This is a genomic window from Clostridium cochlearium (assembly GCF_900187165.1).
Lineage (GTDB): Bacteria > Bacillota > Clostridia > Clostridiales > Clostridiaceae > Clostridium_G > Clostridium_G cochlearium.
Genome location: NZ_LT906477.1, coordinates 279,098 through 292,743, shown reverse-complemented (window position 1 = coordinate 292,743; position 13,646 = coordinate 279,098). Strand labels below are relative to the sequence as shown.

Here is a 13,646-nt window from a genome sequence, read left to right as displayed (position 1 = left end):
CAATTTGTTAATAAATTGTTAATATGCCCCGGGGATGAAAAGAAAAAAATCTAGGGTATTGAAATAATTCAATACCCTAGATTTTTTTAAATTGCCTTTGTCATAATTTTATTGCTCCATTTGCTGCACCTGTCTCCGAAAAATCCTACAACTTTTCCACCACTTAATATTTTTATTACTTCACAGCAGTTTCCACAACCATCACAGTTGTGGGTTTCTGTTTTAAAATTGCTTTCCCAAAAGTTAAATCCTTTAAATGTGGTATTGCCATTTTTTATAGCTTCACTTTTTCCTAAATGTGATGCTCCTATGGCCCCCATTAATTTATGATTTTTAGGTACATATATTTTATATCCCAAAGTTTCTTCAAAGGCTCTTTTTATACCTTCATTAGCAGCAACTCCACCTTGAAAAAATATTTTTTCTTTTATTTCTTTTCCCTTTGCTACATTACTTAGATAGTTTCTAACTAAAGCCTTACAAAGTCCTCTTAAAATATCTTCTCTACTGCATCCTATTTGCTGTTTATGTATCATATCTGATTCAGCGAATACAGCACATCTTCCAGCAATTCTTACATCTCCTGTTCCCTTTAATGCTAAATCTCCTAGCTCTTCTATGGAAATCCCCATTCTTTCTGCTTGCCTATCTAAAAAAGAACCTGTACCTGCTGCACATACTGTATTCATAGCAAAATCATTTATAATTCCATTTTGCAGGGTTATTATTTTTGAATCCTGTCCTCCTATTTCTATTATAGTTCTAACTTCTGGATTCAATTCTAGCGAAGCTACTGCATGAGCTGTTATTTCATTTTTAACAGCATCTCCTCCTATAAAAAAAGAAGCAATTTTTCTACCACTTCCTGTAATTCCAATAGATGCTATTTCTTTGTCTTTATATTTTTCTCCTAATTTTTTAAAGCCTTCTCCCAATATTTTTATAGGATTTCCCAAAGTTTTTAAATATAGACCTTCTACTAAATTATCCTTTTCATCTAAAATAACTATATCTGTACTAACAGAACCTACGTCAACTCCCATATGATACATCTTTAAACCTTCTCCTTTCTAATAAGTCTACAAAGGCTTCTACTCTAGTGTCAAAGCCAGATTCTCCCGTTAGTTCATCCACTACTAAAGACATTATAGGAAAGTCCTCTTCTTTAGATATTGTAGGAAGTATTGCCTTGCAAACTATTTCTGGCATACATCCCATAGGAAATATTTGTATAGCTCCATTAAAATCTTTTCTCTTAAATAAAACCGCATCTCCTACACTCTCTCTACAATGTCCCCCTATGTAATAAGGAAGATATTTTCTTGAAGCAAGTCTCATATCTAAAGAATTTAATTTAATAACAGATAATAAAGTATTCTTTACCCACCAACTAGGAGTTAAAGATTTTAAAGTACTTACTCCCATATTCATAAGTTTATCTTCTATATATAAATTAGAAAATGGCTCTAGTATGGTATATATTTCTCCTATAATTGCTATTTTTATAGGGTCTTTGTTTTTATCTATTTCTATATTTTTTATTTTCTTTTTGTACTTTTTTAAAACATCTAATGTTCCCTCAGTACCATTGCTATGTAATGCTTCTTTCTTGCAAGCTTCCAAAAGTTTTCTACATTGTCCTTTTTTCTTTTCATAACCCGCTAAAAATCTTAATTCTCCTTCTATACTATCCATTAAATTTATTATTTCATGAGAAAGCTTTATAGCTTTTATTTTTAATAAAGGACTTACTTTACTTTCTTTATTTATTTTATTTATTCTATTTATAAATTCATTTTTTCCAATAGCTGCAGGTTTATCTAATAGTATAAGATCTACCTTATATCCTAACTTTTCTAATGCATTTTTTTGAAGTTCTCCATATTCTCCAAATCTACAGGGACCACAGCTACCTGGTAATACTAAAGTGTCTGCCCCTTGTTCTATAGCTTTTATATAAGAACCTAACATTAATTTGTAGGGTAAGCATATTTCCTCTGGTGAATATTTTGAACCTATTTGTAGCATCTCTTTATTAGTAAAAGGAGGCATTGTATACTTTATATTTAAATCATCTAAAAGAGCTTTAACTGCAAAGCAAGTGTTTCCCAAGTGTGGAAAAGTTATATTCAATTTTATCCATCCCTTTCTCTTTTCAACTAAGATATTTGTAACATATCAGAAAAAGCCTCTAATCTAGTATCTATGCCAGCTTCTCCTCTTTGTTCATCCAATTTAATTTCAAGTATTGGGACTTTTTCATCTTCATTTTTTATAAGCTCTAAAATAACAGAATCTATACCACATCCAAAAGAGGATATGTAAATTATACCGTCTACTATTTTATTTCTTGCCATGTAAGAAGCAAATCCATAGGAGTTTCTAACGAAAGTCCAGAATGGCTTCTTATACAATCTTTTTACTTCTTTATTTATATAATTTTGTCCTAAACACTCTTCTGTAATAACTCCTATACCTAATTTATTTAATTTCTTTGTTATATCCATATTTATATAATTATCAAATATATTATAAGGATGACCTATTAATGCTATTTTTTTAGAAAAATTTTCGTTATTTATACCTGATTCGTATTGTTGTTGAACTTTTAATGCTTTCTTTAAGGCATTATTTATTAATAGCCTATTTCCTTTTAAAATTTTTCCTGTTTTAAAAGCCCACTTTTTTAATTGCTTTTCTCCATAAGCATAAATAGGTTCACTTATAATAGGAGGTATGTTATCTATGCTATTTGCAATCATTTCTACTAACCCACAAAATTTAGGACAAATATATTCATCTTTATTAATTTGCATAATTCTTGGTACAAAAAGTAAATCACATTTATCTTTTAAATAGGAACAATGTCCATGGAATACCTTTACCGGAAGACAACTTTCATCTACACAGGTTTTTATTCCATTATTTAATATATCTTCATTGGTATCTGGTGAAGTAACAACTTCAAATCCTAAATTTTTAAAAAAACTTATATAAAAAGGATAATATTTATAATATAAAAGTCCTTTTGGTATACCTATTTTCATTTTTCTTCTCTCCTAATTTTAATTTAATCATTTACATTATTGACCAATATATAAATTTTATTCATCTATATTAAATTATGGTATATTATATATATTAGATTTTTGCAAGGAAGGCGGTTTTTTAATGACTAATAAAGCTAAAATTCATTATCTTTATCATGATGGTTTTGCAGTAGAAACAGAAAATTATTTTTTAATATTTGATTATTATGTTGATACTCCTAAAGGAGATGAAAGAAATATTGAAAATGGGGTTATTTCTAAAGAGGATTTAGAAGGTAGGAAAAAAGTTTTAGTTTTTTCTTCTCATAGTCATCACGACCATTTTAATCCATTAATACTAGAATGGGAAAAATATAATAAAAATATAAAATACATTTTAAGTAGTGATATTTTTTTAGAAAACTATAATAAAAATCACTTAATAGCCTATGAAAATAGAAAACTTAATGTAGATGGGGCTAATATTAAAGTCTTTGGCTCTACAGATATTGGAGTTTCTTATTACGTTGAAGTAGATGGTATCGCTATATTTCATGCTGGAGATTTAAACTGGTGGCATTGGGAAAATGATCCCATGGAAGAACAAGCAGATATGGAACTCAATTTTAAATCCATTATAAATAAATTACATAATTCTGTGGATAATGTGGATATATCTTTCTTCCCTGTGGATTATAGATTGGATAAGTTTTTTTATTTAGGTGGAAATTATTTTATAAATAAAATAAGACCTAATTTATTTGTTCCTATGCATTATTGGGAAAACACTTACATTGTTAAGGATTTTATTGAAAAAATGGAAGAAATAAATGAAGTGGTTCCTTGTGAGATAGCTTTGGTAGAAGAAAGAGGGCAGGTTATTAAATTTAGTAAAAGTGTTTGACACTTTTGCTAAATTTAATAACAATGAACAATATAAAAAAAATTACGATGTAATTTTTTTAACAGAGGACAGAGGACAATTGACATAGGACAATGAAGGAAGATTTTCTTCCGCCTTGCTACAGAAAATCTTTAATTTTATAATATAATTGAAAATTGAAAGTTGAAAATTGAAAATGATAGACATTTTTTCTTCATTGTCATTACGAAAAAATTTTAATTTTATAAAATCTGATGAGATTTAAAATAAATTAATCTTTATATAATAATTTATTTTATTTATTTGTTAAATAAAAACTTTTGATTTTAATTTTTGTAGAAACTGAAGTTATGTTTAGCAAAGCTTTAACAAGCCATCAATAAAAATGTCAATGTAGATATAATTGAGAATGGAGAAAAGTTGTCAATCATTTTCCACTTTCCATTCTCCATTTTCAATTATAACTAATAAGATTAAAGATTTTCTGACGTAAGGAAGAAAATCATCCTTCATTGTCCTCTGTCCTCTGTCAATTGTCCTCTATAAAAATTTTATGACGCAAAATTTATATATTATGAATGACGTTTTTTATCCATTTATTCGATTTAACTCTCTTATAACTTAATATGAACTTTCCAAATTCCTCTATGCCTGCCATGGATGCTACTATATATACTGGTAGTTTTATTATGAATGCGGCTATTAAAGTTAGGGGAAGTCCTACAAGCCACATAGTTACAGCTTCTGATATTAATGCATATTTTGCATCTCCTCCACCTCTTAGAACTCCTACTATCATAACAGCATTAAATACTCTCATTACCATTATAGCAGAGGTTATATATAGTATAAGTAAAGAAGTTGTCATAACTTCTTTAGATACATTAAATAAGTTTAATATAAATGGTGCACTTAGTGCCATAGAAAAACCTAATATTATTCCAAGTACTATACCCATTTTAGTAAATTTTTTAGCATATTCTTTTCCTTCTTCTTCTTTTCCTTCTCCTATTTTATTTCCTATCATAACTGCTGAAGCATTAGCTACCCCTAGTGTTACTACCATAAATAGGTTTTGTACTGTAGTACATATTTGTATTGATGCAATGGCTTTTGTACCTATTCTACCGTATATTGCTGCATACATAACCATAGCTAGTCCCCAACAAGCTTCATTAAATAGTACACTTGCTATAGTTCTATATATTTTATTTATGAATTTCATGTTTATATCTGTCATTTCTTTTATGGATGCTGCTAAGACACCTTTTTTACTATATACATATATTAAAAGTGCTAAACATTCCACTAATCTAGCAATTACAGTAGCTAAGGCTGCTCCTTTTACTCCTAAGGCTGGTAATCCAAAGTGTCCAAAGATTAATCCATAGTTAAAAAATACATTAGTAATTAATGCAATTCCACTTATGGCCATTGGTATTATGGCTTCTCCAATACATCTTAAAGATATACTGTATGCTAAAGTTATAGCAGTAAGTATATAACTTACAGATATGACTTTTAAATATTTAGCTCCTGATTGTATGACTTGTGGATCTTTATTAAATAAAGATATTATATTTTCTGGCATTAATAAAGCTATTAATGTCATTATCAATGATATTGAAACACCTGCTATTACATTTACTCCCAATATTTTTTTTATGTTTTTTTCATCTCTTTTTCCCCAAAATTGAGAAATAAATATTCCTCCACCGCTAGATATTCCAAGTACAAGTAGGTTAAAGAAAAAGAAATATTGGTTTGCTACACCTACAGATGCTATTTCCACTTCACCTAATTTTCCTACCATAACTGTGTCTATCATATTCAAAAAAGCTGTTATAAAGTTTTGAATTATTATAGGTAGTGCTAATCTCCCTAAAACTTTATAAAATTCATTGTTTCTAGCTTTTGTTTTTAATGTGTTTTCCAATACGATCTCTCCTTTCCCCTATAAATTATCTTCAAATTAAAAGCAAACCCTTAGAAGTTTTTCAAAGTGGTTTGCTTCATCACTAATCTATATATTTTTTCTTGAAAAAACATTATATCATATAAGATTGTGTTATTCAATAGTTTTTTTCTTTAATCCATTGGTTTATGTAATTCATAAATTTAGCAAAATCATCCAAATTATTTTTTAATACATTTATAATTATTTCTTCGTCAATTTTCATATAATCGTGAACAAGTATATTTCTAAATGAAACCATGTTTTAACTATCACTCCCTGAATTTTTTTCAATCCATTCATTAATATATTTCATCTGAGTTCTTCTAAATGGTTCCATATCCATGTATACCTTAAGAACTTTAACTTCAAAAAATACCTTAATTTCTTCACTTTCCATATATACAAGTTTTCCATATTTGATTATTTGATGCCTTAAGACTGGACTTGCAGAATTTAAAATAACTAAATCTATATCATTTCTTTTAAATATTAAAGTTAAATCTCCTATTAAGCTTAATTTATCCATAGGATTATAATTTTCATCTAAAAGAACTGCTATATCTAAATCACTATCTTCAGTATTTTTACCTTTTGCATAAGAACCAAATATATATAATAATTTAATTCCATAATCCTCAACTAATTTCTCTATATTATTATCTAAAATATTTATAACTTCTTTTAGGTTATTTTGCAACACAATATCACCTACCAAACTATCATTTGAAATATCTTTATTATATTAATTATACACTAAATATATATTTAAAAATACCATTAAAAAAGAGGTGTCCATTTGGACACCCCCTTATTATATTTTATGCTTCAACATCATTATTATCTTCTGGACAATTACATTCACAACATTCTGGATTTAAATAATGTGCAATAATTCTTGCTTTAAATACTCTGTCATCTCCTTCTGGATCACAAGGATCTACTTCTATTGGATCACAGTTTTCCTCTTGTCTTACAAGTAATTTATGTATTTTAATTTTATTCTTCATTTATAAATCACACCCCACGTTTTTATTTAAAAGTTTAATATTATAGTAAATATTAATACTAGCATTCATTATAATAACAGCATTCACTACAACAAGATTTTTTAATAATTATTAGTAAGATTATTATTATTAATATCAGCTCTATATTAATGCTACATTTAACTGGCGGGGGTAATGGAGCATCTACATTTACCTTTATACTTTTACAAGTATCACAAGGCTTAACTATTGTTTTACCTTGACCCCATATTAAGTTACAATTCTTTTTATTATTAATCAATGCTTTAAAAAGTTACAAAATTACATCACCTTTTACAAAATACTTCATAATATAAAAGCATAGGAGGTGACATATATGGCAGTTTTGAATTATAGCCTTGAATTAAAAGAAGGTTTTCCACAATGTAATCCTGATGGCACACAAACTTGGGTTTATATTATTACTAAAACAGGAGATACTTCCAGTGAAGAAATTAGCCACTGGGATTTAGAACTTTGTCCAGAACATGAAGTGTTAAGAGTTTCTAAAAATGGTGTAGAAGTTTCTGCAGAAGATGCAGATGATATAGATGTAACAATATTTTATCCAGAAAATGAAAATGCCTCTTGTTTATTCTTACCTGATGAAAATGTAAGAGTAATAAAATGGAATAATCTAAATGATGATGAGGTTGCTCCAACTGCTCTAGGTGAATTTAACTTCGTACTATCACGTTGCTTCCAAGAAGGTGAAATTAGAGCATCCATTAAAGGTGGTAGTGAACAAACTGATGGTTGTGATATAAGAACTATAATAGGTCCTACTTGTGAAGAGGAACCTTCTAGAGGTATAGATTTTTCAAATTTAAAAGATATGGATATAGTAGATGACTAAAAATAGAAAAAAATGGACCCTTTTAATTTATGGTAATGGTAATAACGAAATAGAACCTGAAATATACAGTAATTTTTCTACTCTTACAAATCTTAAGGATATAAATAAAAGAAAATTTTAATTCTATGGGAGAATATTTTATTGAAAATAATATATATGATACAAAAGAAATAAATAAATTATTAAAAACTAATGTACCTAAACCTTGTTCAAATTATATAAAAGAAATAAACTCGTTGATTTCATCTTTATGTATTTATAATAGTTGTTTTAATAAAACTATTCCTATAAAATTTATTTGCGCAGACTTGGGTAGAGCTATAGCTTTATATAAAAGATTGTCTTTTGCTAAAAATAATTCTTGGACTAAACTTCTTAGTAAATATGAAATTGAAAGTAAGCAAAAGATTTCTGATTTAAAACCCCTTACACTATCCAATGCTGCTATTTATAGTTTTTTAAAAAATTTAAATCCCCATTTATCTTCTAATAAAATATTAGATATAATTAAAAGATTAAAATCTAATTCTATATAATAAGACCCCAATGCTAATTTTTAGCACAAGGGTCTTTTTATTTTTATTGCTCAAATATAACTATAAGAAGCATTTTAAATTTTTCTGTTGCATATAAGGCATGAGGTATACCTGATGGCATTACTATAGTTTCACCTTTTTTTACATTAAACTTTTCATCTCCAACTGTTATTTCTGCCTCTCCATCAATAACATAAACCATTGCATCTCCATCAGATGAATGAGAGCTTATCTCCTCTCCTTTGTCAAAGGAAAATAAGGTTACACTGGAACCTTTTCCTTGAGAAAGAGTTCTACTTATTACTTGACCCTCTTGGTATTCTACTAGTTCTTCTAAATTAAAAATCTTTGCAAATTCTACGTTTTTAATTAAATTATTTTTCATATAATTCCCTCCAATTTTAAATAAAATTTAATTTATATTTTTTAAAGTGATAATCTATGATTTTAGTATAGTATATTTTTCCCTTAAATTCCGTAACTTATGCTACCAAATTGTAACTTATTTAAAAGAACTCAAAGAACTTATTTTAACTTCTTTGGGAGTTCATAAGTTGTTCTATAGTTAATTGTTCAATTTTAATTTCTGAAAGATTTGATAGTGTAAGACCTATAAGTCTTAAGGGGTCTTTTATATTTATGCTATCAAGTATTTTACAGGCTTCAATATATATTTTTTCTTCTTCATTAATATATTCTTTTAAGGTTTTACTTTTGGTTGTGATTTCAAACTTATAATTTTTTATTTTTACTGTTACTGTCTTTCCCCACATGTGGTTTTTCCTTAAACCCTTTGATATACTTTTAGAAAAACTATACAGATATTTTTTAATTTCTTCTATATCTTTAGTATCCTTTCTTAGGGTTGTTTCATTTCCTATAGATTTTCTTTCTCTTCCAACTTCAACTTCTCTATTGTCAATTCCTCTTATTCTTTCATATATTTCTAATCCAAATTTACCAAAATACTCTATAAAAAGATCTAAGGGAAGCTTATACATATCTTCAATTTTAAAAACACCTATATTATTCATTTTTTTCACTGACTTTTTTCCCATTCCATGTACTTTATTTATTGATAAAGGTAATAATATATCTGGAATCATATCTTTTTTTATTATTTTTATTCCATTTGGCTTATTCCAATCCGAAGCTAATTTAGCTAAAAATTTATTATAAGAAATTCCAATAGATGCAGTTAGTCTTTCCCTTTTCCATATTTCTTTTTTTATGTAATCTACAACCTTTAAAGGTTCTTTACCACAATTTGTTATATCTAAATAGGCTTCATCTATGGAAACTGGTTCTACAACTTCAGTTATTTCATAAAATATTTTAAATATATTCTTTGATACTTCCCTATATCTATCATGTCTTGAGGGAACATATATACCATAGGGACATTTTTTTCTAGCCATAAAAACAGGCATAGCAGAATGAACACCATATTTTCTAGCTTCATAGGAAGCTGTTGCCACAACTCCCCTACCACTAGTTCCCCCAACTATAACAGGTTTTCCCTTTAATTTAGGATTATCTCTTTGCTCTACAGAGGCAAAAAAAGCATCTAAATCTATATGCATAATAATTCTATCCAAATTACATACTCCTTTACATTTTAACCAAACTTATGTTCTTATATATTTTATCATATATTTTAAAGTATTTCTTCTAAAGTTAAGAAATTCTTAATATATTATGTAATTTTTACTTAAGATTTAATTTTTATAATATATATAACAAAACAAAGACAAGGAGAATCTAAAATGGAAATGCGTGAATGGAGAATTGGTTCTTTAACCTTAGGACTATCCCTTATAATTTCAGGAATTGCTTTTATATTTTTTAATATTTATGGAAATGAAGATTTTTTAATAAAAGCGTTAAATTGGTGGCCTATTATACTTATAATTTTAGGATGTGAAGTTTTACTTTCTAATAAATTATATATTATGGGCAAAATAAGCTGTAAATTAGATTGGATAAGTGTACTATTTATATTTATACTATTAGGTTTTTGTTTTGTTACTGCTTTATTTTGTTTTCTTATAAAAAACGGAATGCTGTACTACTTATAATACCCCATGTAAAATAACTAGGGAATAGAAATTATTCTCTAGTTATTTTAATATTAATTTAAGATTATTATGATATAATTCATTTAATAAATAGTGGGGAGTGATTTATTTGAATTACGAAATAAAAGGTGGTACTTTACCTGTTGTTATTTGTAATCTTAACCCTGGCGAAAAAGTTGTTTCTCAAGCTGGGGCCATGGGTTGGATGTCTGATAATATAATTATGGATACTAATATGAAAGGCGGACTTATGGGCGGTCTTGGAAGAATGATGTCTGGAGAATCCATATTTTTAAATACATTTACCTGCAGTGGAGGTTATGGTACTATAGCCTTTCCTTCTTCTTTTCCTGGTAAAATATTAGCTCTTAATTTATCTCATGGTGAAAGTGTAATAGCTCAAAAGGATGCTTTTCTAGCTTCAGAAGAAAGTGTTTCTCTTACAACATTTTTTAAGAAAAAACTTTCAGCAGGTCTTTTTGGTGGTGAAGGTTTTATACTTCAGAAAATCACTGGTCCTGGATTAGTATTTTTAGAATTTGATGGATATATAGAAGAATATACTTTATCCCCAGGTGAAACACTAAAAGTTGATACAGGATATGTAGCTATGTTTGAACCCTCTGTTGATTTTGATGTGACTACAGTAAAAGGAATGAAAAATATATTTTTTGGTGGTGAAGGATTATTCCTTACTACTTTAACAGGTCCTGGCAAAGTTTATCTTCAAACTATGCCTATGCAAAACATGGCAGCACATATATATAGTTTAATTCCACATAAAGATTGATTAAAAAAGAGCTGTTGAATTAGCGATATTTTAAATCGCTATTAACAGCTCTTTTTTATTTGTATCTTATTAAACACTAAGTATGAAATTAATTAAAAATATAATTGATATTATATACATTGGCAAAGAAACATCTTCTTTTTTATTTGCAGCTAATTTAGCAATAGGATATGCTATAAATCCAAAGGCCATACCATCTACTATGCTATAGGTTAATGGAATCATAGTTATAATTAAAAAAGCTGGAAATCCTTCTGTAAAGTCATTGAAGTTTATATTTAAAACATTTTTAATCATTAAGCTTCCTATAATTATAAGTATTGGTGCTACAGCTGAATTTGGAATAACTTTTATAAGTGGAAGGAAGAATATTGAAAGAATAAATAATATTCCTGTAAATATAGAAGTTAAACCCGTTTTTCCTCCAGCTGCAATTGCCGCTGCACTTTCCACAGTGGCTATAGTTGGGCTAGTTCCTAAAATACCACAAGTAATTGAAGATAATGCCGTGGATTTATAAGCGTTTTTAAATTTTTCTGGTTGTTTAAGCATAATATTTACATATCCATTAAGAAGTCCTAAATTTTCAAACACCAAAACTAATACCAATGAAAATACTGCTGTCCAGAAACTTATAGTTGTTATTCCTCCAAAGTCTAAATTAAAAAATACATCTCCATATCCTTGAAAACTTAATCCTTGAAAATTTATTGATGATACATCAACCAACCCTAGTAGATAAGATACCCCTGTACCTAAGATTATGCTTATCAAAAAATTTCCCTTTATATCTTTTATGAATAAAAATAATGTTATAGCTAAATTTATAAGGGTTGCTAAAACTAGTGGATTTTTTAAATCTCCTAGAGTTACAAAATTACTTTGGTGTGAAACTATTATTCCACCCTTTTGAAATCCTATAAAGGTTATAAATATTCCTATTCCCACAGTTATTGCTTCTTTTAAAGAATGTGAAATAGATTTTGTGATAATATCTCCAAGTCTTGTAAAAGTTATTATTGAGAATATTGCACCCGCTATAACCACTGCTGTTAAAGCTTGTTGTACAGAAAGTCCCATGGATTTTATAATAGTATATGAAAATAAAGCATTTACCCCCATACCGGGTACTACCATAATAGGCACATTTCCTAAAAGCCCCATTATAATGCAACCTAAAAAGGATACTAATATAGTAGCAATAATTCCCACTTCTAATGGAATTCCTGCATCAGAAAGTATTGATGAATTAACAGCTATAATATAGACTACAGAAAAAAATCCTGTTAATCCAGCTAATAATTCACCTTTAACAGTGGTTTTATATTTTGTTAAGTCGAATATCTTTTCAATTATTTTCTTCATTTCTTATTACCTTTCTCATATACCCTCAGCCCACCCTCATTATTAATAAATAATGCAATAATTATTATATCAAAGGTTAGAGTAAAATCAAACTTAAGAAATTATTAATATTTCATATGATATTTCATTAAGAATTTTACAATACAATAAGTATTAAAGAGGTGGTAATAAATGAAAAACAATAAATTTTTAACTTTTATTTTTTCCTGCATTCCTGGAGCTGGACACATGTATCTAGGCTTTCAAAAAAAAGGATTGCAAATTATGCTTTTATTTTTTTCCTTATTATTTTTAGGTGATTTTTTAAGAACAAATATATTTTTTGTTCTTATACCTGTAATATGGTTTTATAGCTTTTTTGATGTAAGAAAAGCTTTTAATAAAAGTGAAACTTTTGAAGATGAAATAATATGTTTTTCCTTAATTAATTTTGATCTTAAGTATATAGGATATTTCTTAATTTTTGCAGGAATTATAGGATTAATGAATGGAGCATTGTTCCCTATACTGAGTGTTTATCTAGATTGGCATACTATAGAAACTATAAAAGATGTACTTATGTCTTTAATTTTAATAATTATAGGAATTAAACTTATATGTGGTAAAAAAGTTTATTATAAAAGATTAAATCCCCCTTCTGATGAGAATTAGGTAAAAAACTAATAATTTACAATTTGTTCATTGCCCCCGAGGGTCAAAAAAAAGAAACTATTTAAAATTAAATAGTTTCTTTTTTTAGAATGTCTCTTATTTCTGTAAGTAATTGTTCTTCTTTAGACGGTTCTTCTACTTTAGGCTTTTCTTCTTCTTTCTTCTTAAAAGAATTTATAAGTTTTACAAATAAAAATATAGAAAAAGATATTATTAAAAAATCAACCACTGATTGAATAAATTTTCCATAATTTAATACTATTTTAGAGCCATCCATAGACATTACAGTTAAACTTAAAGTATCAAAATTAACTTTTCCTAGTAATAATCCTACTGACGGCATTATTATGTCCTCTACTAAAGAACTTACTATTTTACTAAAAGCTCCTCCTATTACTACACCTACTGCTAAGTCTATTGCATTTCCTTTTACTGCAAATTTTTTAAATTCTTTAATCATATTTTTAAACATTACA

Annotated in this window: 18 protein-coding genes; 6 read left to right on the top strand and 12 right to left on the bottom strand. The window is 27.5% G+C overall.

Annotated features, from left to right (window positions below):
• Positions 1–86 precede the first annotated feature (86 nt).
• The 3 genes from CKV72_RS01425 to CKV72_RS01415 are packed head-to-tail and all read right to left on the bottom strand — an operon-like array spanning position 87 to position 3,047.
• Positions 87–1,052, bottom strand: a complete 966-nt coding sequence (locus CKV72_RS01425) for an acyl-CoA dehydratase activase (RefSeq protein WP_095177243.1) — start codon at positions 1,050–1,052, stop codon at positions 87–89.
• The gene (locus CKV72_RS01420; protein ID WP_095177242.1) at positions 1,033–2,133 is read right to left on the bottom strand and encodes a 2-hydroxyglutaryl-CoA dehydratase; all 1,101 of its coding nucleotides are present in this window, start codon (positions 2,131–2,133) and stop codon (positions 1,033–1,035) included. The genes CKV72_RS01425 and CKV72_RS01420 overlap by 20 nt, the downstream gene beginning before the upstream one ends.
• Positions 2,134–2,159: 26 nt before the next feature.
• Positions 2,160–3,047: an acyl-CoA dehydratase activase-related protein gene (locus CKV72_RS01415; RefSeq protein ID WP_089865690.1), complete on the bottom strand. Its 888-nt coding sequence runs from the start codon at positions 3,045–3,047 to the stop codon at positions 2,160–2,162.
• A 124-nt stretch (positions 3,048–3,171) separates the two neighbouring features.
• On the opposite strand from CKV72_RS01415, the gene CKV72_RS01410 reads away from it, so the two are divergent.
• The gene (locus tag CKV72_RS01410; RefSeq protein ID WP_095177241.1) at positions 3,172–3,933 is read left to right on the top strand and encodes an MBL fold metallo-hydrolase; all 762 of its coding nucleotides are present in this window, start codon (positions 3,172–3,174) and stop codon (positions 3,931–3,933) included.
• Between the two features lie 544 nt (positions 3,934–4,477).
• Here CKV72_RS01410 and CKV72_RS01405 read toward each other — a convergent pair.
• The 5 genes from CKV72_RS01405 to CKV72_RS12320 all read right to left on the bottom strand — a co-directional run bounded on the left by CKV72_RS01405 (position 4,478) and on the right by CKV72_RS12320 (position 7,156).
• Positions 4,478–5,848, bottom strand: coding sequence for an MATE family efflux transporter (locus tag CKV72_RS01405; RefSeq protein WP_095177240.1), 1,371 nt, complete (start codon positions 5,846–5,848; stop codon positions 4,478–4,480).
• A 136-nt stretch (positions 5,849–5,984) separates the two neighbouring features.
• Positions 5,985–6,128 (bottom strand): HepT-like ribonuclease domain-containing protein, encoded by a 144-nt coding sequence (locus tag CKV72_RS01400; protein WP_095177239.1) that lies wholly within the window; start codon positions 6,126–6,128, stop codon positions 5,985–5,987.
• Between the two features lie 3 nt (positions 6,129–6,131).
• Positions 6,132–6,569: a type VII toxin-antitoxin system MntA family adenylyltransferase antitoxin gene (gene mntA, locus CKV72_RS01395; RefSeq protein ID WP_089865682.1), complete on the bottom strand. Its 438-nt coding sequence runs from the start codon at positions 6,567–6,569 to the stop codon at positions 6,132–6,134.
• Positions 6,570–6,687: 118 nt separating this feature from the next.
• On the bottom strand, positions 6,688–6,876 hold the full coding sequence (locus CKV72_RS01390) for a hypothetical protein (protein ID WP_089865679.1): 189 nt from the start codon (positions 6,874–6,876) through the stop codon (positions 6,688–6,690).
• A gap of 58 nt (positions 6,877–6,934) precedes the next feature.
• On the bottom strand, positions 6,935–7,156 hold the full coding sequence (locus CKV72_RS12320; protein ID WP_143012626.1) for a hypothetical protein: 222 nt from the start codon (positions 7,154–7,156) through the stop codon (positions 6,935–6,937).
• Positions 7,157–7,231: 75 nt separating this feature from the next.
• On the opposite strand from CKV72_RS12320, the gene CKV72_RS01385 reads away from it, so the two are divergent.
• Positions 7,232–7,750 carry a hypothetical protein gene (locus CKV72_RS01385; RefSeq protein ID WP_089865676.1) on the top strand — a complete coding sequence of 173 codons (519 nt, stop codon included), beginning with the start codon at positions 7,232–7,234 and terminating at the stop codon, positions 7,748–7,750.
• 125 nt (positions 7,751–7,875) lie between these two features.
• Positions 7,876–8,286 (top strand): hypothetical protein, encoded by a 411-nt coding sequence (locus CKV72_RS01380; protein ID WP_095177238.1) that lies wholly within the window; start codon positions 7,876–7,878, stop codon positions 8,284–8,286.
• 43 nt (positions 8,287–8,329) lie between these two features.
• Here CKV72_RS01380 and CKV72_RS01375 read toward each other — a convergent pair whose 3' ends face one another.
• Both CKV72_RS01375 and CKV72_RS01370 read right to left on the bottom strand, forming a co-directional pair.
• Positions 8,330–8,671 carry a cupin domain-containing protein gene (locus CKV72_RS01375; RefSeq protein ID WP_095177237.1) on the bottom strand — a complete coding sequence of 114 codons (342 nt, stop codon included), beginning with the start codon at positions 8,669–8,671 and terminating at the stop codon, positions 8,330–8,332.
• A 145-nt stretch (positions 8,672–8,816) separates the two neighbouring features.
• Positions 8,817–9,884 carry a DNA polymerase IV gene (locus tag CKV72_RS01370; RefSeq protein ID WP_095177236.1) on the bottom strand — a complete coding sequence of 356 codons (1,068 nt, stop codon included), beginning with the start codon at positions 9,882–9,884 and terminating at the stop codon, positions 8,817–8,819.
• Between the two features lie 168 nt (positions 9,885–10,052).
• Between CKV72_RS01370 and CKV72_RS01365 the strand changes: the two genes are divergently transcribed.
• Positions 10,053–10,364 (top strand): hypothetical protein, encoded by a 312-nt coding sequence (locus CKV72_RS01365; protein ID WP_089865664.1) that lies wholly within the window; start codon positions 10,053–10,055, stop codon positions 10,362–10,364.
• 109 nt (positions 10,365–10,473) lie between these two features.
• On the top strand, positions 10,474–11,154 hold the full coding sequence (locus CKV72_RS01360; protein WP_089865661.1) for a TIGR00266 family protein: 681 nt from the start codon (positions 10,474–10,476) through the stop codon (positions 11,152–11,154).
• A gap of 69 nt (positions 11,155–11,223) precedes the next feature.
• Here CKV72_RS01360 and CKV72_RS01355 read toward each other — a convergent pair whose 3' ends face one another.
• The gene (locus tag CKV72_RS01355; protein WP_095177235.1) at positions 11,224–12,519 is read right to left on the bottom strand and encodes an NCS2 family permease; all 1,296 of its coding nucleotides are present in this window, start codon (positions 12,517–12,519) and stop codon (positions 11,224–11,226) included.
• A gap of 171 nt (positions 12,520–12,690) precedes the next feature.
• On the opposite strand from CKV72_RS01355, the gene CKV72_RS01350 reads away from it, so the two are divergent.
• Complete coding sequence (locus tag CKV72_RS01350; protein ID WP_095177234.1) at positions 12,691–13,170, top strand: hypothetical protein; 480 nt, start codon at positions 12,691–12,693, stop codon at positions 13,168–13,170.
• A gap of 67 nt (positions 13,171–13,237) precedes the next feature.
• On the opposite strand, the gene mscL is transcribed toward CKV72_RS01350, so the two are convergent.
• On the bottom strand, positions 13,238–13,642 hold the full coding sequence (gene mscL / locus CKV72_RS01345) for a large-conductance mechanosensitive channel protein MscL (RefSeq protein ID WP_269153603.1): 405 nt from the start codon (positions 13,640–13,642) through the stop codon (positions 13,238–13,240).
• Positions 13,643–13,646: the final 4 nt, after the last annotated feature.

Coding starts and splice junctions, on each gene's coding strand:
- CKV72_RS01425 (WP_095177243.1), bottom strand. CDS start 1,052: ATGTATCATATGGGAGTTGACGTAGGTTCTGTTAGTACAGATATAGTT.
- CKV72_RS01415 (WP_089865690.1), bottom strand. CDS start 3,047: ATGAAAATAGGTATACCAAAAGGACTTTTATATTATAAATATTATCCT.
- CKV72_RS01410 (WP_095177241.1), top strand. CDS start 3,172: ATGACTAATAAAGCTAAAATTCATTATCTTTATCATGATGGTTTTGCA.
- CKV72_RS01400 (WP_095177239.1), bottom strand. CDS start 6,128: ATGGTTTCATTTAGAAATATACTTGTTCACGATTATATGAAAATTGAC.
- CKV72_RS01390 (WP_089865679.1), bottom strand. CDS start 6,876: ATGAAGAATAAAATTAAAATACATAAATTACTTGTAAGACAAGAGGAA.
- CKV72_RS01385 (WP_089865676.1), top strand. CDS start 7,232: ATGGCAGTTTTGAATTATAGCCTTGAATTAAAAGAAGGTTTTCCACAA.
- CKV72_RS01380 (WP_095177238.1), top strand. CDS start 7,876: ATGGGAGAATATTTTATTGAAAATAATATATATGATACAAAAGAAATA.
- CKV72_RS01375 (WP_095177237.1), bottom strand. CDS start 8,671: ATGAAAAATAATTTAATTAAAAACGTAGAATTTGCAAAGATTTTTAAT.
- CKV72_RS01365 (WP_089865664.1), top strand. CDS start 10,053: ATGGAAATGCGTGAATGGAGAATTGGTTCTTTAACCTTAGGACTATCC.
- CKV72_RS01355 (WP_095177235.1), bottom strand. CDS start 12,519: ATGAAGAAAATAATTGAAAAGATATTCGACTTAACAAAATATAAAACC.
- CKV72_RS01350 (WP_095177234.1), top strand. CDS start 12,691: ATGAAAAACAATAAATTTTTAACTTTTATTTTTTCCTGCATTCCTGGA.
- mscL (WP_269153603.1), bottom strand. CDS start 13,642: ATGTTTAAAAATATGATTAAAGAATTTAAAAAATTTGCAGTAAAAGGA.